Source organism: Bacillus sp. 7_6_55CFAA_CT2, assembly GCF_000238655.1.
GTDB classification, from domain to species: domain Bacteria; phylum Bacillota; class Bacilli; order Bacillales; family Bacillaceae_G; genus Bacillus_A; species Bacillus_A cereus.
Genome location: NZ_JH414709.1, coordinates 408,216 through 433,428 on the forward strand (window position 1 = coordinate 408,216; position 25,213 = coordinate 433,428).

Here is a 25,213-nt window from a genome sequence, read left to right on the forward strand (position 1 = left end):
TTTTTATAGTTTTAAAGAAACTACTAATTTAAAAATACCAATTAATCATTGTTTTTTTGTCACAAATGACAGCTTCAACGTTCATTGAATGAACAATATATTCTATATTTTCTTCTTTAGCTAATAATAAGGTTGTAAAGGAATCAAATATACTCATAAACGCATACTCATTATCTTCGCCAGTAATAATTAACTCATTATTGCTAATGTCCCAAATATCTAATGGAGTAGTATTATCTACCGCTAATAATCCGTTTGTATCAAGAATCGGTTCAGAGAAATATAAATTTTTTGCACCTTTAGAACCGAGGAGTTTAAGTAATTTATGTAATAAAAATATAGACGTATAATCTTCTGTTGGATAATAAAGATCTTTTTTTAAGTTTGAATATAGCTTTTCAGCTAAATCCTCTCTTTTATATTCTTCTGTAAAAGCACCAATGGAAGTCAACATGGCTATTGCTAATTCTGCGTATGAATGTAATCCACTATAAGACATCATTTCCTTCCAAGAAACGGATTTCCCATTATGAATGATTTCTTCAGCGCTAGGATAGATGTGCTCATATGGTCTTTTTCTCACAGACTTTTCCCATCCTAAAGGCATTTGGACAAAAGGGTGTAGCAATATAGCTGCAGATTTAAAGGTGTTTGGTAGTTGTTCTAAAATTGGTGATTTGTCATCTAGCCAAATGTAATCCAACAAAATATAACCTCCTCTTAGACTTTGTAATGTACGGATTCCCGCATTATGTTTTTTGTATTGATTGTATCAAATATAAAGCGCTGCATGAAATATGTCCCAACATAAAAGTAAGAATAAATAAAATGAAGTTTTCATAAATAGTAAAAGGGTGCTTATGTCATCAGTATAGCTAAGAAATGTTGTTACATATGAGAAGAGCGTGTTAATAAAATATGAGGTGGTTAAATGGGAAATGAGCAAGTGAAGTCTGTAAAGGAAGAAAAAAAGTTATGTCTTTGTATGATCGTCAAAAATGAGTCTAGAATTATGGAAAGATGTTTAAATGCAACAAAATCAATTGTAGACTTTGTTTCTATTTGTGATACTGGATCGACGGATAATACGCCTGAAATTATTGAAAATTGGTGTAAGGAAAATGAGATACCTGGGACGGTTCATCATGAGCCGTTTAAAAACTTTGGTTATAACAGAAGCTTAGCTGTTTCGTTAGCGCAAAAAACATACCCAGAAGCAGATTATTTATTAATATTAGATGCGGATATGATTTTAGAGGTTGATCCGAATTTCGATAAAACGAGCTTAACGGAAGATCATTATCTTACATTACAATATGATGTTCATATTAAATATTGGCTTACGCGTCTTTTAAAAGCTTCTTTACCATGGAAATCTGTCGGTGTTACTCATGAGTATTGGGATATAGATCGTTCAAAAGTTGGAGCGAATTACAATACGAGGGTAGCTCGGTTAGAGACTCTTGTCGTGAATGATCCCGGAGATGGCGGGAGCAAAGCTGATAAATTTGAAAGAGATGAGAGGTTGTTGTTACAAGGAATAAACGACCCAGAAACAACGCCAGATTTGCATATAAGATATTTATTTTATTTAGCTCAGACTTATTTTCATTTAAGTCAATTTGAGAATTCAATTAAATGGTATAAAAAACGAGTGGAAGCAGGAGGATGGGTTGAAGAGGTATTCTATTCGTTATTGCGAATAGGATTTTGTTATGAGCAGTTAGCAAATCGTTCAGCAAATAAACAAAATGAAGTGACAGATGCTGATGAAAAAGAAACTGTTAAAGGGCAAGAAGAGCAATATTTAGCATTAGCTGTTTTTTATTTTCAAAAAGCGTGGGAATATAGACCAACCCGGGCTGAACCATTATACCAACTTGCAAGGTTGTATCGATTACGATCTCAAAACAATATTGCTTTGATGTATGCTCTGCAAGGGAAGGAAATTCCTTTTCCAAAGGATGATCTACTATTTGTAGATTATCATGTGTATGATTACTTATTTGACTATGAAATTTCTATTAGTGCTTTCTATATACCTCATAAAAAACATTTAGGGGCGGTATCGCAAAAGTATTTGGAATCGATAAAGGAAAAGATTCCATTTCATATAGCAAATATAGTAGAGAATAATGCGAAATTTTATTAAATACATTTTCGATTAAAGGAGTAGTGGAGTAATCATGGAATTAATGCGATGGGCGATTGAACTAGGAGAATCGGTGCATGGAAATACGTATGAAGAATTGATGCCACTACTAGACTACTATTATGATCGTGATCATTTAAAAGCGTATTGTATCGCAAATCTTCTTTTAAACATGGATGTATTAGATGAGGACCGGGAAAGAATCGAATTAAGAAGATGCATCGCTGCTTATTATGCTGGATTATATAAAGTAGCAAGAAAACATGCAAATGAGTTGGTACTTAAACATCCAGATGTAGATTTATATAAAAATAATTTAAGATTAATGGAAGTTTATTTGAATAAAGAATATGATTATTGTCTTTTTATATGCCCAAAGACATACGGTAGTTTCATAGATGTTGCGCGAGCTTTAAAGTGGCGGTTGGAGCAGGAGGGAAATACAGTAATTATATCAGAAACAATACTGGAAAATGCAAAGAATACAGTTGTTTTTGGAGCACATACATACGCATATAACCCGAATCTTCTTCCTAAAGATGCAATTATTTATAATTTAGAACAGCTATACGAAGGAAGTCCATATGCGCATCCCCTTTATTTAATATTATTAAAAGATAGAGTGATTTGGGATTATAGTAAACAAAATATAGAATGGCTTCAACAAAAAGGGGTAGGAAAAGAAATAAAACATGTAGAAATGAACTATGCTCCAACTTTGGAAATAAAAAAAGATGCGTTTGAAGATGAGATTATTGAAGATATTGATATTCTGTTTATAGGTGCTCTTAATCCGAGGCGACAAGCTATTTTTGATCATCTAAAAGCGATTGCCCCGAATTTAAATATAGTTTTTAAAAATAATGCGTGGGGAATTGTTAGAAATGAATTGATTGCTAGAGCTAAAATTATATTAAATATTCATTTTTACTTATCAGGAATTCTTGAAACACCTCGCGTGTCTTATGCAGTCGCGAATAAGAAATTTATTATTTCCGAAAATAGTAATCCAGAAGATGAGGTAGAGTGGCCAGGAATTGTATTTACTCCGTACGAAAAAATAATTGAAAACGTAATGAAATATATAGAATTACCAGAAGAACGGAAAAGATTAGCGGAAAAAGCATATAATCATTTTGAAGCAAATGAAAGTTTAGGTACATTGAGCATGAGAGATGAAACAAAGTAATTGTACGAAACTCATACGAAAGTATGAGTTCTTTTTTGTTTATCATACTATTTTATGAAACAAGTTAACTCTTTATATTGTATTTTGTATAGAAATTTCTGATAATATATAAGTAGAACTTGAAAACAAAGGGGAGAAATAATCATGAAACTAGTCGTTATTAACGGTACACCAAGAAAATTTGGTAGAACTCGCGTGGTGGCAAAATATATTGCGGATCAATTTGAAGGGGAATTATATGATTTAGCAATTGAGGAGTTACCTTTATACAATGGAGAAGAGTCGCAACGTGATTTAGAGGCAGTAAAAAAATTAAAAACGTTAGTGAAAGCTGCGGATGGGGTTGTATTATGTACACCAGAATATCATAATGCGATGAGCGGTGCGCTGAAAAACTCTTTAGATTACTTAAGTAGTAGTGAATTTATTCATAAACCAGTTGCATTGTTAGCGGTTGCTGGTGGCGGTAAAGGTGGAATAAATGCATTAAACAGCATGCGAACGGTCGCTAGAGGTGTTTATGCAAATGCAATTCCAAAACAAGTTGTGCTTGATGGATTACATGTGCAAGATGGTGAACTTGGGGAAGATGCAAAACCATTAATTCATGATGTAGTTAAAGAATTAAAAGCATATATGAGCGTATATAAAGAGGTGAAAAAACAACTAGGAGTGGAGTGATATGTCCTCACTTTATCATGATTCTCGCTTGTATTACATTCTAGGAGCCAATAGTCTATCTGCTATTGGTTCCGGAATTGTTATGATAACGATTCCTTGGCTGTTAATTAAAGAGAGTGGAGGAGAGACAACATTTGGTTATGTTTCTATCATTGCAACCCTCATTATGTTTTTATTAACACCATTCATTGGGCAAAGTATTGATCGTTTTTCAAGAAAATCTTTATTGCTATGTAACGAAGGAATCGGAATAGCCGTAATCGGAATAATGGCTATATGGGGATTTGCTGGGCAACCTTATCATTCTATTCACTATATTCTTATTTATATAGCCGGATCATTCTACTATTTATTATTTTATCCTACAATATTTGCGTTCAACCAAGAGATATTTCAAGCAGAACATTATAAAAGTTTAAGTGGAACGATGGAAATACAAGGACAGTTAACACAAGTTATTTCTGGAGCGGCCGCGAGCTTCTTAATTGAAATTGTATCTTTGAAGTGGATTTTGTTAGTAGACATGTTAACTTTTGCTGGAGCATTTTTTCTTTTCTTATGTATACCGTACGTAAAGAAAAAAGAAGTGAAAAGAAAAATAACATTTAAGAAGCAATTGTTTGAAGGAATTCACTTTATGAAAAAACGTCCTAAGCTCTTTTGGTTCTTACTGGCCACTTATATGCCGTTTATAGGTGTTATGATGGCAAATTATTTAATACCAGTTTATATTTCAGATATACTTAAAGCCAATGCCTCTGTATACGCAATAGAGGGGATGATGTACGGTGTCGGAGCGGTTGTTGCAGGAATCTGTATTCCACTCATAATGAAATATGTAAAAACAGAAGTTTCAATCGTTATGACGATGTTCATTTATGTAATTTCAATTACCGCAATGATTATTGAACCTTCCGTAATTTTCTTATATGGACTTGCAATTTTTCAAGCAGTTGGAAATGCGGGTACAAGAGTGGCGAGAAATGTATTGATGATGGAGGAAATTCCAAACGAAGTAATGGGACGTGTAGACAGCTTATTTCGCCTAATTGGTACTGGAATACGAATTGTATTATTAATGCTGTTTACAGCGGGTGTATCTAAAGCCGGAGTAATGCTTCCGTTTTACGTATTAAGCTGCATATTGATCTTCTCATTAGGAATCGCTATTTATTATGTACTATCACAACGTAAAGTAGCGGCGAATGTTTCTAATAAATCAATCGTTTAAAAAAACACTTCTGCCGCCCTTTCTTTTTCTGTATAATAAAAAGAAAGGGAGTGCAAACTTATTTATGAACAAATGGATCTTTCTTATCATTTTATTATTACCGCCACTATACATCATTTATATGACGTTTAGAATGAACAAAGTTGCTCGTGAAAAGTTGAGCTATCACTCTCCGTACGTTCTTATACTGGGTGCAAAGTTATTTGGAGATAGACCGTCTTTATCTCTTCAAAATCGTTTGGATGTAGCGTTGGAGTATTTATTTTCCCATCCTGAAGCGAAAGTAATTGTTTCAGGTGGTCAAGGAGAAGATGAAGATATACCGGAAGCTCACAGCATGAGAAACTATTTAATGGCGCGCGGTATAGATGAGAGTCGTATTTTAATAGAAGATCAATCTACAAATACGTATGAAAACTTAAAGTTTAGTATGGATTTATATAATGTGAAACATGCGGTAGTTGTAAGTAATACGTATCATTTATATCGAACGAAAATAATTGCAAAGCGTTTAGGCATGAAGATGGAGGCACTAGCTGCTGAAACACCAATTCGTTCTAAGAGAAAAATGTATGTTCGCGAATATGCTGCTATTATGAAAACAATATTGTTCGACCGTTAGAGCTCAAATGTGAGCTCTTTTTTAATTTAAAAGCGTATCATTTGAAATGAATGCCATATTCCATCAAAATAAAGGAAACAACAGTAAAGGAGTTGTATTTGTGATTCAATTTAATCATGTGTCAAAATCGTATGAAGATGGCACGAAAGCAGTGGATTCATTGCATTTAGAAATTAAAAAGGGAGAATTTTTTGTTCTTATCGGTCCGAGTGGTTGCGGGAAAACCACGACAATGAAGATGATTAATCGTTTAATCGAAACGACTGAAGGATCGATTTTAATCGATGGAAAAGATATTCAACAATATAATATAAACGAATTACGTTGGGATATAGGATACGTGTTGCAACAGATTGCTTTGTTTCCTCATATGACAATCGCTGAAAATATTGCAGTTGTTCCTGAAATGAGGCAATGGAGCAAAAAAGAAATTAAAGCACGCGTCGATGACTTGTTACATATGGTTGGATTAGAGCCGGATATATATCGAGATCGTATGCCTGATGAATTGTCAGGAGGACAAAAACAACGTGTCGGTGTCGTGCGAGCATTAGCCGCAAACCCGAAAATCGTTCTTATGGATGAACCATTTAGTGCGTTAGATCCATTAAGTAGGGAACAGCTTCAGAAGGATATTGTACAGTTGCAAAAAAAGATTCAAAAAACAATCGTGTTCGTAACACATGATATGCAAGAAGCATTATCACTTGGAGATCGCATTTGTATTATGAAAGAAGGAAAAGTTGTTCAACTAGATACACCAGAAGGAATTATACATAATCCGAAAAATGAATTTGTAGAGGAGTTCATTGGAAATCATGGGCGAACTTGGTATGAGGGGAAAAGTGTAGCAGATGTATTGCCACTTGATCAAAGTGTGCAATTAGAAGGGCAGGCGCTATCATTACATTCTTCCTTACAAGAAGCACTAGTTCGTGTGCGTGATGAAGAGGTCGTTCCAGTTGAAGAAAACGGTCAATATATTGGAGCGTTAACAAGTCGTCATATTGTCAATTACATTGTTGAACAAATGAAGGAAAGAGGCTAAACAGTGACTAATTTTATACAAACGTTCCAAGAACGAAAAATAGAATTACTAACTGCATTAAGTGAGCATTTACAAATATCGCTTATTTCATTATTTTTTGCAGTAATTATAGCAGTGCCACTTGGCATCTTATTAACAAGAAAAGAACGAATGGCTGAATTTATAATAGGAACTTCTGCAGTAATGCAGACAGTGCCATCACTTGCATTGCTTGGACTCTTAATTCCGTTAGTAGGAATCGGAAAACTTCCAGCGATTATCGCATTAGTTGTGTATGCACTATTACCTATTTTACGAAATACATATACAGGAATAAGGGAATTAGATGAATCTCTAATAGAAGCCGCGAAAGCTATGGGGATGAATAGTTGGAGAAGATTGTGGAAGGTAGAACTTCCTCTTGCATTGCCTATTATTATGGCCGGTATTCGTACAGCGATGGTATTAATTGTTGGAACGGCTACATTAGCAGCTCTCATTGGTGCTGGTGGGCTCGGTAAGCTTATATTATTAGGTATAGATCGAAATGATCATGCACTTATCATTTTAGGGGCCGTACCAGCCGCGTTACTCGCTTTATTCTTTGATATAGTACTTCGCATACTTGAACGACCGAAACGCTCTTCTAAGCGTGTTATATTGACGATATGTATTGTTTGTATAATGATTGCTTCTCCACTTCTTTGGAGTACCGAAAAGAAAGATATTGTTATTGCGGGCAAACTTGGATCAGAACCTGAAATTTTAATTCAAATGTATAAGCAGCTTATTGAACAAGATACAGATTTACACGTACAATTAAAACCAGGTCTTGGGAAAACAGCATTTGTATTTGAAGCGTTGAAATCAGGGGAAGTAGATATATACCCAGAATTTTCAGGAACAGCTTTATCTACTTTCGTGAAAGAAGAACCAAAGAGTACAAATCGTGATGAAGTATATGAGCAGGCTCGCGTTGGAATGGAAAAGAAATATAATATGATTATGTTGAAGCCAATGGAGTATAACAATACATATGCACTAGCCATGCCGAAAAAAATAGCAGATCAAAAGAATATAAATACAATTTCTGATTTAGGGAATGTTGCGCAGGAAGCCAAAGTAGGATTTACATTGGAATTTGCTGATCGTGAAGATGGTTATAAAGGAATGCAAAAATTATATAACTATAAGTTCTCGAATGTTAAAACGATGGAGCCGAAGCTGCGTTATAGCGCAATTGAATCTGGAGATGTTAACGTAATTGATGCATATTCAACAGATAGTGAATTGGAGCAATACGGACTGAAAGTGCTAAAAGATGATAAAGGGTTATTCCCACCTTATCAAGGAGCACCATTATTAAGAAAAGAAACGTTACAGAAATATCCTGAACTTGAAAAGGTATTAAATAAATTATCTGGAAAGATTACAGATGAAGAAATGCGAAAAATGAATTATGAAGTTAACGTAAATGGTAAAAGTAGTGAAGAAGTCGCAAAACAATTTTTACAAAAAGAGAATTTACTTCGTTAAATTTACAAAAATATACAAATTTATATGTTTGAAATGACCGTTCATTACAAAATGAGCGGTTTTTTTGTGCATACTTATACATTTTTTCAAAAAAGTATTCCATTTTTGCTCATTTTCTTTTAGAATAAGTAATGTTTTCCTGAAAAAATATAAGAGAAACGTCTATTAGAGAAAAAGGTGACTTTAATAGTTGAACGAACATAACACCTAGAATGACAGATGGGGTGGTACAAATAGAAAAGAAGTTAGGATTTTTTCCATTAATCGCATTAGTAGTTGGAACAATGGTTGGTGGCGGTGTTTTTAGTTTACCGCATGATTTAGCAGTAGGAGCAAACAGTGGTGCAATAATAATTGGCTGGTGTATTACAGCGATGGGAATGATTCCCCTTGCGCTCGTATATCAAACGTTAGCAAGACAAAAACCGGAACTTGAAGGTGGAATTTATAGTTATGCACGTGCTGGTTTTGGTGAATATATTGGATTTAATAGTGCTTGGGGATATTGGCTAGCAGGAATCTTAGGTAATGTCGCAACAATTATGTTACTGTTTAGTACATTAGGTTATTTCTTTCCAATTTTCAAAGGAGGAAATAATGTTGCGTCTATCGTTGGGGCATCACTTTTATTATGGACACTTCATTTTCTAATTTTATTTGGGATCCGTGAAGCTTCTATTATGAATGTTATCGCAACAATAGGGAAGTTAGTTCCAATCGTTTTATTTATTGTTGTAATGGTAACAGCCTTTCGCTGGGACACATTTACACATGATTTTTGGGGAGAAGGAACGATCTCACTTTCCGCTATACTTGGTCAAGTGAAAAATACAATGCTTGTAACACTTTGGGTTTTCATTGGAGTTGAAGGAGCGGTTGTATTATCTGGAAGAGCGAAGAATAGTCGAGATGTTGGTAAGGCAACAGTATTGGGACTTATTTTAGTAATGTCCATTTATATTTTAATTTCTGTCCTGTCAATGGGAGCTATGACAAGAGGCGAACTTTCTGTGTTAGAAACTCCGTCAATGGGACATGTATTAGAGCACGTTGTTGGTCCATGGGGTGCAGTTGCGATTAACATCGGATTAGTTGCTTCACTTGTCGGTACATTAATTGGCTGGTTTTTACTTGTTTCTGAAATTTCTCATGTAGCAGGAAAAGATGGCGTATTTCCGAAAGTCTTTACGAAAACAAATAAAAAGCAAACACCGCACATGGCATTATGGATTTCAAATGGTGTTGCCCAAATTATATTTATCATCGTTTTGTTTTCGGAATCAACATATCAAATTATGTATTTCATTGCATCAACATCAATTTTATTACCATATTTATTATCAGCGTTATTCCAATTTAAATTAGTCATTACAAACGAGCTAAAAGACGCAAAATTAAAAAACGGAGCGTTGGCTTTAATTGCTTCTATTTACTCTGTATGGCTTCTTTATGCAGCTGGTTTAAAGAATTTACTACTCGTTTCAATTGTGTATGGAATTGGAATTATTGTTTACACGTTTGCAAGAAAAGAACAAGGGAACCGTTGCTTTGTAGGTGCAGAGAAATATGTGATGTGGGCAATTATTGTTGCGGCTATCACATCCATATATATGTTATTAACTGGAAATATAAAAATGTAAAAAGTCCTTTTTATTTAAAGGGCTTTTTTCTTTGTTTAGAGAATATTTACTACATAAGATATTCAGGAGGGATGAGAATGGAAAAAAAAGAACAGTTGTCTAGAATAATTGATTTAGCTAGTGAGTTAAGGAAAGTATTAGTGCAAGAATCTTTTTTTAATCATCATCCTGAACTGAGAGGAGTCATTGAAAATTTAGCAAGTTCTGTTGAAAATTTGGCGGAATTACAAATAAGTAAAGATGAAAACGCTGAAGATCGATTACGTTACGTACTTGCGAAAATGAAAATTGCTCATAATGCAATTTTACAAGAGAAAAAAGCATTTCCTTCTCATTAATATAAGTTTTTATTTTGAACCTGGCGGATAACGTCAGGTTTTTTATTTCTAGTTTTTCGTTTCTTTCATACACTAAGAATAGTATGAAAAAAGAAGGTGACTAAGGTGAAATTACATAAAGCTCTTCAGCCAAGTTTTATAAAACGAATGTACTATATGAGATTTTTAGGGAAATTTACAAAAGCTGAGAAAGAGAAGAGTGGAGAGAATTTCTTTGTACAATGCTTATCGCCAATACCATTCACTTTACAGGAACAATTTACAAATGAACCATATGTATTTGAAGGGTTATGTAGCAATAAAAAGAATGAAAAAATCTTTTCGGAATTAAAGAAGAGGAAATTAGAAAAGCAACTAGTAATGTTTCGTCTTTATTATGAAAGAGGAAATGTATACGTGGAGTTAATATGTACAGAAGAACCGAAAGAAATAGCAAGCAGCTATAAAATGATTCCGGCACCTAAAGTTACAAATAATAAAAAAAGAGAATCTTTAGAACGAAAACTTAGCAACGGTTATTTATCATTTCTTATGCCAAAATTTCCGAAAGACTTTGAGCCTCCCGAATTATTGTGGCACGATGGAAGACTTTACGGAAACATATCCCTAAAGTCATCAATTAGCTCAATCGCCTATTTTGAACAGAAACGTGAATGTAAATATATAAACTGCAGTGACTGGACGAAGTATGTAGAAATAGCGGTAGAAGATCAATTATATTTTGTAAGTGATTATGTGTATGAGCAATTAAAAAAACGAATGCATGAAGAAGGTAAGCTAGTTGAAGTAGAGGATATAAAAGTACAAAAAGATGAATGGGAATGGGATGAGCGTGAATCGTCTTTTTTACAGTATGTACAAAGTATGGTGCATAATAAAGGGTTATATTTGGATGAAACGGATATTTATAATTTCCATATAAGTGTAAAAACAAATATGTTAACGATTCTTGGTGGTATACCGGGCGTTGGGAAATCACGGTTTGTGCAAACTTATGCAGAAGCATTAGGGTTACAGTATGGGGAAGAGTTGGTTTGGATTCCGATTTCGCCATCGTATCAAGAACCACATGATTTACTTGGTTACCTTCATCCAAATGGTACTTTTATTGAAAGTGAAACGAAGTTAGTTAGAACGTTAATGAAGGCGAAAGAAAATCCCAATCAACTGTATATAATCGTTTTTGATGAAATGAACATGTCTTATATTGAGCATTGGTTTACTCCGTTTCTATCTGTTCTTGAACTTGAAACAAAAAATCGTATTTTAAACTTGTATGAGGGTGTACAGGACATAGAGAATTCAATTCCATCAACAATTGAAATTGGAGAAAATATTATATTTGTAGGTACTGTGAATTTTGATGAAACAACAAAAGAGCTCTCTGATCGATTATTAGATCGAACGAACCTAATAACGTTACAGAAAATTCCGTTTTGTGAGATGGACATGGAACAGGGGAAAGTCGTATTACATCCACCTTTGAAAGTAACAGCGGGAGAATTTCGGATAAATTGGATGAGAAATAAAGCGATGATTGAAGTGTTTTCTGAAGAAGAATTAGAGCTATTAGATAAGTTGCATGTCGTATTGTCATCACATGACGCGTCTAAGGGAATTTCTTTCCGATGTGCAAATGCAATTGCGACTTATTTGCAAAACATACCGTTCCAAAATAATCATACCTATATGATCAGTAGAGAAGAGGGGTTTGATTTACAAATAAAGCAACGTGTATTGACGAAAATCAGAGGGACCGAAATGATGGTTGGGCCTTTACTTTCTGAAGAAGCAAAAAGGGGGGCGACCTTAGTACCTCTTTTGCAATCTGCACTTGCAAACAGAGTATCTACATTTGAACACTCTTTAGCATATATACGAGAAAAACGTAGAGAACTGGAGCTGTATGGATATGCAAAATGAAGGGCGTTACGAAACAAAAATCGTTGATACGAATGAAACGCTCCCTTTTGTATTAAAGTTAATCATTGGAAATGAGGGGAAAGGAGATTATATTTTATTAAATCGTCTTTGTACATCTACTACAGCATTAGTTCAATGTATTTATAAAGTACAAGAATTAAAACCAATAAGATTGCAGTACAATTATGAAATTCCAATGAATATTACTTTTATATGGAATAAAGTATATGAGGGACAGAAAAATATAAAAGAGGCTCAATATGAAATAAATGAAAAAAAACAAAGAGTATTAATATATGAACATGGGAAAACAGAATTCTTTTATCCATGGCGTTGTGGTTTATACCATTTTGAAGTGCGTATAGAAGAGACAACGTATTATGGCGCATTTCAAATCGTACCGAAAAACTTTTTTGATGATCAATTTGAAATGATTCAAGACTATGTGAAGTCAATTTTAAATGAGTTGATTTTGGATAGAGGTTACTATAAAAAGACCTTCTCTGCACTTAGCGATATTGAGGATTCTTCTTATTTAGTGTTACTTAGAAAGTTACCCCAAAAAATGAAAATGATAAAGCAAATCTTTAAGAAAATAGAATCAAGCTCAAAATTTATAAATGAATATAAATGGGAAGGAAAAGAGCGAAGGCCAACAAGAAAAGGAACTATAGTGGCAGAACGAAAACCTTATGCCAAACATTATAATCGTAAGTTTATGGAACAAAAAAATAGTAAGGAAAATGCATTTCTTAAATATAAAGCGATGCAATTTTATCATTATTTAATTGAAGCAAAAAGTTTTTTACGTCAAACAATTGAAATCTTAGAAAGAGAAAAAAGAAAAAATCAGAAGAGTTTCAAGCCGTAAAAACGATTATACAAACAATTGAGCGTAATGGATCGGTAACTGATAGAGAGAAGCAAAAATATAAAAATATACATTTACTAAAAGAAGCCGATTTACGAAAGAGCTCAATGAAAATACAAGAATATAAAATATTGGCGCATATTGTGCATGAAAATGTACAATACTTTCAAATGTTAATGCATTCTTCGTTTTGGAGGGAAGTTACCGAAACAAGTAACATGAACTTACATGATTTACCGATACCACATCAACAATTACTACATCATTTAGAAGTACTCCCGCAATATACGGATCAATCTCCATCGTTATTATTTGTTTATAAGCCAACGTTTTTAGTGTATGAATATTACGCTTTTTTTATCGTTATTTCAATTTTAGAGCAAATTGGTTTTGAAGCTAGAAACTCTATCCGTGAACAAATACAAGAACATTTTTATGTAGATGGATTACAAGATGGAACGACAGTAGTTTTAGAACGAGAGGATATAAAGGTGCATGTTGCATTTAATGACTTAATTGAAACACATCCTCTTATTGCATTAAGTAAAGGTAGTAATTTTTACAATGGTGAGGATACGAAGAAGCCAGATATTCGCTTAGACTGTTATGTAAAAGAAGATGGGAAATACGTATATAAATCTTCTATTATTATTGAAGTGAAGTATAGTCCAATGTACAATATTTTTCAGCACGTCGGAAATACGAAAGCAACTGAGCAAATGTATAAGTACTGGTCTATAAAGTATGTAGAAGAACAGGATGGAAAGCGAGTCTATTATCGAAGGTCAATTTATGAAGTCATTTGTGTATATCCAGGAAGCCATATGCATAGTAAAAAAATTGAGTCTGGATGCGGTGTTTTCTTGCAGTTATATCCATATAAGACGAAACAAGGGGAAGAGAAATTAGCTGGAAAACATGGGATGGTACAAATTTTTGAAAAATGGTTAAAAAGCATTAAGAAGTAAAAGAAATCCTTTTTCATAAAGGATTTCTTTAGATTAAGAAGAATTATATGCTGTATGGAAAGAAACATAATGTAATTTAGATTTGAAAAGTGCTATAAATGTATTATTAAAAGGAATGTGAGCGCGGGATAAAAGTCGATTAAATTGGAATCTAATTCATTTTGCAGAATATAATAAGTCATAAATATTTTTAGTTGCATACGAAGATTTGTTCTTATATGATAGATAGTGAAAGCGTTATCAAAAACAGAGCGGCGATGGGAAAGGCGGTTAAATATGTTCCAGCGTGTTCAAACAAAGGAAGAACATTTTGGGTTCGAGCAACTATGGGGAGATTTTTGTGAAGAAAGAAACTTAATGTTCGTAGAACGTAATTTAAATCCATCACGATTTTTATTAATAGAAGATGAACATCCTATTGGTACAGTAGAATGTATTAAGTATACGATACCTGAACAATCAAATTCTGAGTTTTTCTATCCGTTTTCTAAAAATGATTTAGTAAAAGATTTGAAGAATGTGTATGAAATAGGTAAGTTAAGTATTTCGAAAACGTCTCGTGGGAGAGGACATTTCAAAAGGCTAACAGCTATTTTATTTATACATGCGTTAGAAACAAAAGCTGAATGGTACATTGCAGCAGTAACAAAAAGAATGTATATGTATTTACTTACACTTGGTTTTCCAATTGAACCAATAGATAATCCTTTTCAGTTTCATGATACTTTACAAGGTGTACCAGTAAGAATTCATGCTCGAAAAGGGGTTACGCATTTGTATTCTTTAAAAGAATTTCGTGATGTGATTCAAGGGAATGCTCATGCACAGGCATTAATTGCAGAATACAGTAAAAATATTATGTTAACGAAATAAAGCGAAGTGAATATGTATAATAAAGAGAATAATATTTGTATAGGATATAACTCTTCATTAAAAAAGACCCTTATTATTTTAATAAGGGTCTAAAAATTATAATCCAAATATACTAAAAATCATTTTGCGGCGCTTCGGTTTCTTTTCTCGTTCATATGTTGGTTTTGAATCAGGAGTAATATAAATGGGTTCTTCTTTCGTTAGGGCAGCTTCTAACTTTTGAATTCGCTCTAACATTTCCTCCATTTCACGACGGTGTTGTAAAAGTTGGTACGTGACGACATCATTTGCCTTATCTTGCATTTGTTCTTCCATTCGATCAAGTCTTCTCGTAATAGTGTTTAATTGATCAGCTAATTGCTCAAAATCATTGGGTAATATGTTTTGAACAATTGTATTAACTTGAGTTTTTAATTCCTCAACTTCATTTGAGGAAGCCTTTTGAGTAGATTGAGAATTTTGAGATTGCTCTATTTGAAATCGATGGTGTTCTAACATTTGATCGACATCCTCTTGTGTGAAAATAAAGTGGCCATATTTGTTTTTCTCTATCGTAAGATTTAATTGTTGTGCGATCCGGACAACAGCCTTTGGGCTAACACCTAATTTCTTTGCGATAAATGGTGTTTTATATTCCAAAATAATCCCTCCTATATATATCCTGTTGAATGATTTCGAGCTATGAAGTAAGTTCCCTTCTAGTGCGACAAAAGAAGTGTGGAATCGGCAAAGAAAGTGTTTTTTCACGAAATTGAGTTGAGAAGAATAGTTCGTTTAAATAAAAATGTTTTATCGTAACATTTAGAATAATTTGACTAGTGTAAATGAATTAGATTATCATAATGATAAATATCTTTTTTATGTATGCATATAATATATAAAAAGGTGGTTGCTAATGTAGAATTTTGTTAGAGTATTAGAATGCTTACTTCACTTGAATAAAATTAAGTAGGAGGTGGCTTCCTTGCTTACAATGTAAGTAAGGAAAAGTATTTGGACATATATAGTATAAGTATAGTGATTGTTTTAATTGCTTTAACGGCATTTTTCGTTGCAGCAGAATTTGCAATTGTTAAAGTGAGAAGTTCACGAATTGACTATTTAATTGCAGAAGGAAATAATCGTGCAACATCGGTCAAAACAGTCATTACAAACTTAGACGAATATTTATCTGCTTGTCAGCTAGGAATTACTGTTACAGCTTTAGGAATTGGGTGGTTTGGTAAACCTGCGTTAAAGCAAATGTTTGATACGCTTTTTGCAAATTGGAATATCTCTACTCAACTAGCAGACATTTTTGCTGTGATTTTAGTGTTTTTGTTAATTACTTTTTTACATGTTGTAATAGGTGAATTGGCCCCAAAAACATTTGCAATTCAAAAATCTGAACAAGTGAGTTTACTTGTTTCTAAGCCGTTAATTTTCTTTTATCGTATTGCATTCCCATTCATTTGGCTATTAAATGGTTCAGCTCGAATCATTACGAAGCTGCTAGGGCTGAAACCGCCGAAGGGACATGATGAGGTTCATTCAGAAGAAGAATTACGGTTGTTAGTTTCAGAAAGTTATAGAAATGGTGAGATTAATCAATCTGAATATAAATATGTGAATAAAATTTTTGAATTTGATGATCGCATTGCAAAAGAAATAATGGTACCTCGAACTGAAATGAATATTATAAGTAAAGAGATGTCTGCTGAAGAAGCTCTGCAAAAAATGTCTCGTGAAAAATATACAAGGTATCCAGTTGTTGATGGCGACAAAGACCACGTAATAGGTTTTGTGAATTTCAAAGATATTTTTACTGAATTTGTACAACATAAAGCTGTTAATAAGAAGACAGTAGAGCAATATATGAGACCAATTATTTTAGTTATCGATTCTATTCCAATTCATGATTTGTTTTTGAAAATGCAAAAAGAAAGAACACATATTGCTATATTGATAGATGAATATGGTGGAACATCTGGACTTGTTACTGTTGAAGATATTCTGGAAGAAATTGTTGGAGATATTCAGGATGAGTTTGATACGGATGAGCAGCCAGAAATTCAAAAGGTTAGTGAAACGAAGACGATACTAGAGGGAAAAGTACTTGTTAGTGAAGTAAATACGTTATTTGGTTTAGGGATTGATGATGATGGTGTTGATACAATCGGTGGTTGGATTTTAACGAAGAATATAGAGATTGCTGAAGAGGATTCCATTGAAATTGAAAATTATAAGTTTTGTGTGAAAGAATTAGATGGACATTATATAAAAAGATTAGAAGTTACAAAGATAGTAGAATCGATTGTTATTTTAGAAGATGAAAAACAAATTTCGTTACAAGAGCAAATTAGCTCGTAAACTCTGCTATATAGCAGAGTTTTTTTGAGCATAATGTTTTTTGAGGGATAGGAGCTATGATACAATGACATAAGTCAAACATTTCACTAGGTGAAGTATTGTTGTATACATATATTTGGAAGGAGAAGAAGTATGAAAAAGCATTTATATATAAATGGAGACTGGAAATCTGTAAACACGTATAAACCATTGTACGCACCATATTCTGAAGAAACATTAGCGGAAATTGCACAAGGAACGGAAGAAGATGTAAAAGAGGCTGTTACTGCTGCAAAAAATGCAATGACAAAAATGAATACATTATCTGCATATGATCGTGCGACTATTTTAGAGAAAGTTGCACAAAAAATGGATGAAAGAAGAGAAGAATTTGCAGAGATTATTGCAAAAGAGGCTGCAAAACCAATACGTGCTGCAAGGGGAGAAGTAGATCGTACTGTTCAAACGTACAAATTTGCAGCTGAAGAAGCGAAGCGTATATATGGTGAGACATTGCCATTAGACGCCGCACCTGGTGCGGATGGGCGTATCGCATATACAATCCGAAAGCCGATTGGGGTTATAGGGGCTATTACACCATTTAATTTCCCATTAAATTTAGTAGCGCATAAAGTTGGACCAGCAATTGCTGCCGGAAATACAGTTGTATTAAAGCCAGCTGATCAAACGCCATTATCATCTTATGTATTAGTTGAGTTATTTGAAGAGGCAGGATTGCCAAATGGAGCTTTAAATATCATTTCTGGCCCTGGCTCCACGGTTGGTGAGGCCATCGTCAAAAATGATTACGTTGCTTCTATTACTTTTACCGGAAGTCCAAAAGTTGGAATTGGAATAAAACAAAAGGCTGGGCTAAAACGAGTTACGTTGGAACTAGGATCAAATGCTGCTGTTATCATTGATGAAGATGTAGAGTTAACAGATGAAATAATTGAACGTGTAAAATGGGGAGCATTTGTTAATAATGGACAAGTTTGTATTTCCGTACAACGTGTTTTTGTACATGAAACGAAAATGCATGAATTTCTTTCGAAGCTGAAGAAAGCGATGGAATCAGTTGTTGTTGGTGATCCACTGCTTGAGGAAACGGATGTATCAGCTTTAATTTCAAAAAAAGATGTAGAGCGAATTGATATGTGGGTTCAAGAAGCAATTAAGGAAGGAGCAACTGTTTTATGCGGTGGTAAGAAGCGGGATGCAAGAATTTTTGAACCGACTGTATTAACAAATGTTCCAGATCATGTATCTGTGCAGTGCCAAGAAGTATTCGGCCCACTCATGACAGTAAATACATTTAAAGAATTTGATGAAGCGATTGAACAAGTAAATAATTCGCGTTACGGCTTACAGGCAGGTGTATTTACAAATAATTTAGTTAAAGCAATGCGTGCAATTGATGAGCTAGAGGTTGGTGGTGTCATGATTAATGATATCCCAACGTTCAGAGTAGATCATATGCCTTATGGTGGTGTGAAAGAAAGTGGTACGGGGCGTGAAGGAATTAAATATGCAATAGAAGAAATGACAGAAATGAAATTAGTATGTATTAAAAAATAAAGTAGAAAAACTTAAAACTTGCACTAAAAAACGAGTAGGAAATGTTTACGATTCCATACTCGTTTTTTACGCTTCTAGTAACTATTTAATTAAGTGTAACTTTTACTTCATTTCTTGTTTGAAAATAGTATCTTCTACATAAATTTGTTCTTTATCTACAGCAGTAGCATGAGTTAATACTAAACCGATTGGTGTTTTTGTATCTTTATTTTGAACAATTGTAAAAGGAACATTTTTTTCGTTTGCTAATTTAATGTATTTTGATAAATGTGGGTAAGCAATGCCACCATTTAGGAGGAGTTGTAATGATTGAGAAGGGCGCATGCTACCCGCCACTTCAGAGTATACATTACTTTGCATTACTTGACCGATCGTTAAAGCGATTTCCACACGCTCACGTAATGTAGTTAAATACATATTACGTTCTTCTGGTTTGTTTTGCTTTTGGCCGTAAATGCCTTCTTGGAGATAATCTTCCACATTTTTATTTACCATATTTTTCACACCTTTCATTTTCTATTGTACGCAAGAATTAAAAATGATGCAAAAAAAGTCGTTTTGACTACGGAAATAATGAAAATATGTGAAGGAAAAAGGGGATTTGCATACAATTAGTTAAATAAGAAAGAAAAAATAATTTTATCAACAGAAATTAACAAAATGTGACAAAAATCTATTAACGAATCGTATTTTTTGTGTTAATATTCAAAATATAAAGGGTATTCGTCGTATGGAAATGGAGGGAATGGAGGTTTTTCCAATCGATAAGGATATTAAAGAAATATTTTGTTCACACTTGAAAAACAATAGGCACCAATTCGTAGAGAACTGGAAAAACAAAATGATAATTTCCGAAAAAGATCCATTTAAACTAGAAGTAGTTCAAAATGGAGAGGATTTACTAGAGTTAATTATCGAACTTACTATGGAAGATAAAGATATAAATTATCTTCAACCGTTATGTGAGAAAATTGCTATTGAACGTGCTGGAGCAGATGCGAATATTGGAGATTTTGTTTATAACGCAAACGTGGGAAGAAATGAACTTTTCGAAGCGATGTGTGAATTAGATGTTAGCGCTCGTGAATTGAAACCAATTATGGCAAAAATACATACTTGTTTTGACAAATTAATTTATTATACCGTTTTAAAATACTCGGAAATTATATCGAAGAATTTAGAGGAAAAACAGCAATATATTAACGAAACACATAAAGAAAGACTGACGATTTTAGGACAAATGTCAGCTAGTTTTGTACATGAATTTCGTAATCCGCTTACTTCCATTATGGGGTTTGTCAAATTATTAAAGGCAGATCATCCGAGTTTATCGTATTTAGATATTATTTCGCATGAATTAGATCAATTAAATTTTCGTATTTCGCAATTTTTACTCGTATCAAAAAAAGAAATGTGGAATGAATCGGAACGGTTTTGGCTTAATGACTTGTTTCAAGACATTATACAATTCTTATATCCGAGTTTGGTCAATGCGAATGTTTTGATTGAAAAGAATTTACCGTATCCAATTCCGCTTGTTGGTTATCGGAGTGAAGTGAGACAAGTATTTTTAAACATATTAATGAATTCAATTGATGCTCTTGAATCAATGAAAGAAGAACGAAAAATTATCATTGATGTATTTGAAGAAGATCAAGCTATTCGAATTGTGATAAAAAATAATGGACCAATGATTCCAGCTGAAAATGTAGAAACGATTTTTGAACCATTTGTAACTACTAAAAAGTTAGGAACTGGTATTGGATTATTTGTATGTAAACAAATTGTGGAAAAACATAATGGATCCATTATGTGTCGATCAGATAACGATTGGACAGAATTTCAAATTGCATTTCAAAAATAAACAGTCTACACCAAATGAATGGTGTAGACTGTTTTAATTTGTGAGTATAACGGCTTCTAATTTAGGATCTTTAGTTGAATAACCTACTATTGAAATTGTATAAATAACATTTGGTTCAACATTGAATTTCGGTATAGTCAATAAAATGTTTTTATTATCTGCGAGTGAAATTTCAATATCTGCTGTACCAGGGCTAACTTGCAAAAAATCGGTTATTTGTTTAAAGAGTACATTTTCAAATAAATGATCTCCATCTTTTAAATCTACATTTACAACAGGGGTATCTGGAGAGAAATGTGCAAAGCGTATTTTTGCTTGACCAGCTGGTAAATGTGTATTATCAAGTATAGGTTGTAATTGTAGGTGATTATCACTATTTATTGCAGCAAGAGTATAAGTATGATTTCCCATTATTGGTACCAACGCTGAAAAGATTGGAGTTTCATTTCCGACAGGAACAATATCTATACGGTATTTACCTTGCACTAATGATAAATAAGGGCTGAATTGCTTAAATGAAATATTTTTAATAACCTTTTGTCCGTTTACTAAAATGTCAACCGCCGGTATATTTGGATCGGCATGAAAAATTCTTATATGTGATGGTAAAGCAGCTTCTTGTGATTCTCTTGTTTCATACGCCTGTACAAGTTTTGATAGTGCATCGTAATATTTCATATATAATTCTATATATTTTTTAGGGTTACGAAACTGATAGTAACGTGCGAGCTGTTCGTATTGCGTAACTTCTTGTCCATATTTTTCGATTTCAGATTGAGACATGAACATTCCTCCTTTGTCATCATTAAAACTATATGCGAAGCAAGAAAGCGGTTATGCAAAAAAAATGATTTTATAAAGGGAAAATTAAAAAGTGACAACAAATATGTTTTCATAAAGAGGTGCTGGTGCTTACGAGAATTTCACAGAGTAAAGCAGTACATATGACTGTACGAAAGTAAAATAAATGCCAAATTGAAAGTGCATTTCAATTAACATATTGAATACATGTCCAAAAATCGCTAGAAAACTAGGGATTTTTTTAATTATAGGCAAATACACATACAAAGTGATAATTGTCCTACATAAATTATAAAGGAAAGATACTTTGAATCTGAGGAAAGGAGTGCCACTTCGGGATAGGGATATCCCGATAGTAATTGTGAATGAAGTTATGAAAAGGTTTTGTGTTATAGACTGTAGGATGAATTTGTAAACTTCATTTTTCTATTTATTTTAGCAATTGACAGTATTAACCCATAAGAGAGCGTCATGACGAACTGATTAGTGTGGTTAATCGGTTCTTTTTTTATAGTTTAAAAATGAAAAGTTTACATAATGAATAGGAATCTGAATTGATTAGTAAGGTGGGTGTCGAAATTTGTTTTAAAATATGCAATTTAAAGTAGGATAATAGGAAGGAGTTTAACGGGAGTTCCGTCGAAGTGTACAGAATGTCGGTATTTAAGGACAGCTGGCATTATGCTATAAAAACATTTGGTGATGCATTCATTTCATATAAGGAGGGTCATTTGGGCGTATAGAAAAGGGTTGGTCTTCGGTTTTTTAGTTCTGAATTTTCTGTTTTATAAAATTTTTTAAGCACTCATTTGTATATTTTATAATAGTTTTTTGATAAATTCACTGCTTTTGCAGAGGATTCTTTTTTATGAAAGAAACGTCAATTTTCTTCATATATATATACAAATTGGAGAAATGGGGGAGCGCTATGCGCGATTACTTAATTAAACCACTTGTTGGTCAGCCGTATCCAATGATTTCACATGGAAAAGGTGTTTATTTGTATGATCAAAATGGCAATAAATATTTTGATGGTTCGTCAGGAGCAATTACGGCAGGTATTGGGCATGGCGTAAAGGAGATTGCAGACGTTATTAAAAAGCAAGCTGAGGAGATTGCTTTCGTTTATAGATCACAGTTTACGAGTGAACCAGCTGAAAAATTAGCGAAGAAGTTAAGTGATTTAAGTGTAGGAGATTTGAACTGGAGTTTTTTTGTAAATAGTGGTACGGAAGCGAATGAAACAGCTATGAAAATTGCAATTCAGCATTTTCAAGAGCGAGGTATTCAAGGGAAACATAAAATTTTATCAAGATGGATGAGTTATCACGGTATTACGATGGGTGCTTTATCAATGTCTGGGCATCCACTACGTAGACAACGTTTCGTATCTATTTTGGAAGATTATCCGACTATACCAGCTCCATATTGTTTCAGATGTCCTGTTCAAAAGGTATATCCAACTTGTCAGCTGGCATGTGCGACTGAACTAGAAAGATCAATTGAAAGAATTGGTGCAGAGCATATTGCTGCTTTTATTGCTGAGCCGATTATCGGAGCAGCTGGAGGCGCGGTTGTTCCGCCGAAAGACTATTATAAAGTCATTAAAGAGATTTGTAATCATTACGATATTTTATTTATTGCGGATGAAGTAATGACTGGGCTTGGTCGTACTGGAGCATGGTTTGCGATGGAGCATTGGGGCGTAGAGCCGGATATTATGACACTTGGTAAAGGGTTAGGAGCGGGATATACACCGATGGCAGCGACAGTTGTAAGTGATCGTGTTATGGAACCAATATTACGTGGATCACGTTCAGTAATGAGCGGTCATACGTTAAGTGCAAATCCATTGTCTGCAGCAACGGCTTTAGCTGTTATTGAATATATGGAGAAACATAATCTTCCTGAAAAAACAGCAGAAAAGGGAGAGTATTTAATAAAAGGCTTACAGAAAGTTCAGCAACAATCGACAATCATTGCTGATGTGCGCGGAAAAGGGTTGCTAATCGGAGTAGAATTGCAACCGTTTACAAAAGCGTCAGAGCTTATTTCAGTTGCAGCTAAAAACGGCCTGCTTTTATATCAAGCAGTTTCAGGGCAAGCAGGAAAAGAAGATAGTGCACTGCTTGTAGCACCGCCAATGACAACTACATATTCCGAGTTAGATGAATTACTTTCAATTTTCTCTAAAAGTGTGGAAGAGATGATGCAAAAAGGAGGGCATAGTATCGCATGACAACTATTACAAATACATTCGGTAAATTAAAAGAAATTGAGGAAGTAATTTCTTTGTTCCATGATGATATGACATTAATGTTTGGGGGATTTGGAGGGATTGGATCCCCTCCATCTTTAATACAGGCAATTTTAGAAAAAGGCGTTACAAATTTAAATTTGATTGGAAATGACACTGGATTTCCTGATGTAGGTATCGGTCGTCTTGTTACAAATGAAAGAGTTAAATCACTAATTACTTCTCACATTGGTTCCAATCCAAATGCAGGAAGGCAACTAAACGAGGGAAGATTACAAATTGAGTTTTCTCCGCAGGGAACATTAGCAGAGCGCATTCGCGCTGGTGGCGTTGGTCTTGGTGGTGTTTTAGTTGATGTTGGTGTTGATACGATTGTGGAAGAGGGAAAACGAACAGTTGAAATGAATGGTAAGACCTACTTAGTTGAAACAGCATTAACTGCTGAAGTTTCAATTGTATATGCAAAAAAGGCAGATCCGTTTGGTAACCTTGTATTTGACAAAAGTGCACGAAATATGAATCCTCACGTAGCGATGGCTGGGGATATAACAATTGTAGAAACGGAAGAAATAGTCCCGCTTGGAAGTTTAGATCCAGAGGAAATTGTCGTTCCAGGTGTTTTCGTAAATTATATTGTACCGTCGGAAGGAGTGAACTGGAAATGGGTATGGGCGTAGAAGTGAGGGATAAGATTGCTAGGCGTGCGGCGAAAGAAATACAAAATGGTATGATTGTAAATTTAGGTATTGGCATACCATCGCTTGTACCAAATCATTTGCTTGACGATATAAATGTTATGTTTCATGCCGAAAATGGAATCGTGGGCATGGGACCAACGCCAAGTAAAGGGAATGAAGACGAAAATTTGTGTAATGCAGCAGGTTTACCAACTTCTCTTATAACAGGAGCGAGTTATTTCGATAGCTGCACAGCGTTTGGGATGATTCGAAAAGGTTTGCTAGACATAACGATTCTTGGTTCATTACAAGTAAGTGAAAATGGCGATTTAGCAAACTGGATTGTACCTGGAAAACGTGTTCCAGGTATTGGTGGAGCAATGGATTTAGCACAAAAAGCGAAGCGGGTCGTTGTTGTGATGAATCATGTTGATAAGTACGGAAATGCAAAAATTGTTTCAGAGTGTACATTGCCATTAACTTCAAAGAAATGTGTAGATTTAATTATTACTGATATGGCAGTCATGGAGGTAACTCCGAGTGGACTTATATTACAAGAATTAATGAGCCCATACACAGTAGAAGATGTAAAACGACATACAGAAGCTGATTTTCAAATTAGTTCTAACTTACTAGTAATTGAATGAAGGGAGATGT

The 25,213-nt window shown here is 33.9% G+C and carries 20 protein-coding genes and 2 pseudogenes; 18 read left to right on the forward strand and 4 right to left on the reverse strand.

What is annotated here, in order from left to right; all coding sequences use genetic code 11:
- Positions 1 to 28 precede the first annotated feature (28 nt).
- Positions 29 to 792: pseudogene (locus HMPREF1014_RS11205) on the reverse strand (DUF2711 family protein).
- Positions 793 to 931: 139 nt separating this feature from the next.
- Between HMPREF1014_RS11205 and HMPREF1014_RS11210 the strand changes: the two are divergent.
- The 12 genes and pseudogenes from HMPREF1014_RS11210 (at position 932) to HMPREF1014_RS11265 (ending at position 15,051) form a co-directional block, all read left to right on the forward strand.
- Positions 932 to 2,152 carry a glycosyltransferase gene (locus tag HMPREF1014_RS11210; RefSeq protein ID WP_000526219.1) on the forward strand — a complete coding sequence of 407 codons (1,221 nt, stop codon included), beginning with the start codon at positions 932 to 934 and terminating at the stop codon, positions 2,150 to 2,152.
- Between the two features lie 34 nt (positions 2,153 to 2,186).
- Positions 2,187 to 3,341: a CgeB family protein gene (locus HMPREF1014_RS11215; protein ID WP_000422325.1), complete on the forward strand. Its 1,155-nt coding sequence runs from the start codon at positions 2,187 to 2,189 to the stop codon at positions 3,339 to 3,341.
- Between the two features lie 144 nt (positions 3,342 to 3,485).
- Positions 3,486 to 4,022, forward strand: coding sequence for an NADPH-dependent FMN reductase (locus tag HMPREF1014_RS11220; RefSeq protein ID WP_000780355.1), 537 nt, complete (start codon positions 3,486 to 3,488; stop codon positions 4,020 to 4,022).
- Position 4,023: 1 nt separating this feature from the next.
- Positions 4,024 to 5,253, forward strand: a complete 1,230-nt coding sequence (locus HMPREF1014_RS11225; RefSeq protein ID WP_000097153.1) for an MFS transporter — start codon at positions 4,024 to 4,026, stop codon at positions 5,251 to 5,253.
- A 64-nt stretch (positions 5,254 to 5,317) separates the two neighbouring features.
- Entirely contained in the window at positions 5,318 to 5,875 is a 558-nt protein-coding gene (locus HMPREF1014_RS11230) for a YdcF family protein (protein WP_001987388.1), read from the forward strand.
- Between the two features lie 100 nt (positions 5,876 to 5,975).
- The gene (locus HMPREF1014_RS11235) at positions 5,976 to 6,923 is read left to right on the forward strand and encodes an ABC transporter ATP-binding protein (RefSeq protein WP_000614082.1); all 948 of its coding nucleotides are present in this window, start codon (positions 5,976 to 5,978) and stop codon (positions 6,921 to 6,923) included.
- A gap of 3 nt (positions 6,924 to 6,926) precedes the next feature.
- Complete coding sequence (locus HMPREF1014_RS11240) at positions 6,927 to 8,438, forward strand: ABC transporter permease/substrate-binding protein (RefSeq protein ID WP_000181018.1); 1,512 nt, start codon at positions 6,927 to 6,929, stop codon at positions 8,436 to 8,438.
- 212 nt (positions 8,439 to 8,650) lie between these two features.
- Entirely contained in the window at positions 8,651 to 10,078 is a 1,428-nt protein-coding gene (locus tag HMPREF1014_RS11245) for a basic amino acid/polyamine antiporter (protein WP_000129444.1), read from the forward strand.
- Between the two features lie 77 nt (positions 10,079 to 10,155).
- The gene (locus HMPREF1014_RS11250) at positions 10,156 to 10,416 is read left to right on the forward strand and encodes a hypothetical protein (protein WP_000412089.1); all 261 of its coding nucleotides are present in this window, start codon (positions 10,156 to 10,158) and stop codon (positions 10,414 to 10,416) included.
- 105 nt (positions 10,417 to 10,521) lie between these two features.
- On the forward strand, positions 10,522 to 12,339 hold the full coding sequence (locus tag HMPREF1014_RS11255) for a DUF8727 domain-containing protein (RefSeq protein ID WP_000766199.1): 1,818 nt from the start codon (positions 10,522 to 10,524) through the stop codon (positions 12,337 to 12,339).
- Positions 12,329 to 14,178 (forward strand): annotated as a pseudogene (locus HMPREF1014_RS11260) (hypothetical protein). Before HMPREF1014_RS11255 ends, HMPREF1014_RS11260 begins: the two are co-directional and overlap by 11 nt.
- Before the next feature lie 276 nt (positions 14,179 to 14,454).
- Positions 14,455 to 15,051 carry a hypothetical protein gene (locus HMPREF1014_RS11265; protein ID WP_000487794.1) on the forward strand — a complete coding sequence of 199 codons (597 nt, stop codon included), beginning with the start codon at positions 14,455 to 14,457 and terminating at the stop codon, positions 15,049 to 15,051.
- A 96-nt stretch (positions 15,052 to 15,147) separates the two neighbouring features.
- Here HMPREF1014_RS11265 and racA read toward each other — a convergent pair whose 3' ends face one another.
- On the reverse strand, positions 15,148 to 15,690 hold the full coding sequence (gene racA, locus HMPREF1014_RS11270; RefSeq protein ID WP_000456021.1) for a chromosome-anchoring protein RacA: 543 nt from the start codon (positions 15,688 to 15,690) through the stop codon (positions 15,148 to 15,150).
- Positions 15,691 to 16,044: 354 nt separating this feature from the next.
- On the opposite strand from racA, the gene HMPREF1014_RS11275 reads away from it, so the two are divergent.
- Together HMPREF1014_RS11275 and HMPREF1014_RS11280 are read left to right on the forward strand one after the other, a co-directional pair.
- On the forward strand, positions 16,045 to 17,400 hold the full coding sequence (locus HMPREF1014_RS11275) for a hemolysin family protein (protein WP_000356251.1): 1,356 nt from the start codon (positions 16,045 to 16,047) through the stop codon (positions 17,398 to 17,400).
- A 132-nt stretch (positions 17,401 to 17,532) separates the two neighbouring features.
- Positions 17,533 to 18,957: an aldehyde dehydrogenase family protein gene (locus HMPREF1014_RS11280; RefSeq protein ID WP_000716463.1), complete on the forward strand. Its 1,425-nt coding sequence runs from the start codon at positions 17,533 to 17,535 to the stop codon at positions 18,955 to 18,957.
- 102 nt (positions 18,958 to 19,059) lie between these two features.
- Here the strand turns inward: HMPREF1014_RS11280 and HMPREF1014_RS11285 are convergent, their stop codons facing one another.
- A complete protein-coding gene (locus HMPREF1014_RS11285) occupies positions 19,060 to 19,452 on the reverse strand; it encodes a YueI family protein (RefSeq protein WP_000247557.1) in 393 nt (130 codons plus the stop codon).
- Between the two features lie 235 nt (positions 19,453 to 19,687).
- On the opposite strand from HMPREF1014_RS11285, the gene HMPREF1014_RS11290 reads away from it, so the two are divergent.
- Positions 19,688 to 20,821 carry a BA2291 family sporulation histidine kinase gene (locus HMPREF1014_RS11290; RefSeq protein WP_000425086.1) on the forward strand — a complete coding sequence of 378 codons (1,134 nt, stop codon included), beginning with the start codon at positions 19,688 to 19,690 and terminating at the stop codon, positions 20,819 to 20,821.
- Between the two features lie 33 nt (positions 20,822 to 20,854).
- Here the strand turns inward: HMPREF1014_RS11290 and HMPREF1014_RS11295 are convergent, their stop codons facing one another.
- Entirely contained in the window at positions 20,855 to 21,604 is a 750-nt protein-coding gene (locus tag HMPREF1014_RS11295; protein ID WP_000083287.1) for a DUF4397 domain-containing protein, read from the reverse strand.
- Between the two features lie 946 nt (positions 21,605 to 22,550).
- Between HMPREF1014_RS11295 and HMPREF1014_RS11300 the strand changes: the two genes are divergently transcribed.
- Genes HMPREF1014_RS11300 through HMPREF1014_RS11310 form a run of 3 tightly spaced genes read left to right on the forward strand, consistent with a single transcriptional unit; the run spans position 22,551 to position 25,203 of the window.
- Positions 22,551 to 23,861: an aspartate aminotransferase family protein gene (locus HMPREF1014_RS11300; protein ID WP_001205884.1), complete on the forward strand. Its 1,311-nt coding sequence runs from the start codon at positions 22,551 to 22,553 to the stop codon at positions 23,859 to 23,861.
- A complete protein-coding gene (gene atoD / locus HMPREF1014_RS11305) occupies positions 23,858 to 24,556 on the forward strand; it encodes an acetate CoA-transferase subunit alpha (protein WP_000208108.1) in 699 nt (232 codons plus the stop codon). The genes HMPREF1014_RS11300 and atoD overlap by 4 nt, the downstream gene beginning before the upstream one ends.
- Complete coding sequence (locus HMPREF1014_RS11310; protein ID WP_000525264.1) at positions 24,541 to 25,203, forward strand: CoA transferase subunit B; 663 nt, start codon at positions 24,541 to 24,543, stop codon at positions 25,201 to 25,203. The genes atoD and HMPREF1014_RS11310 overlap by 16 nt, the downstream gene beginning before the upstream one ends.
- The last annotated feature ends 10 nt before the right edge of the window (positions 25,204 to 25,213 follow it).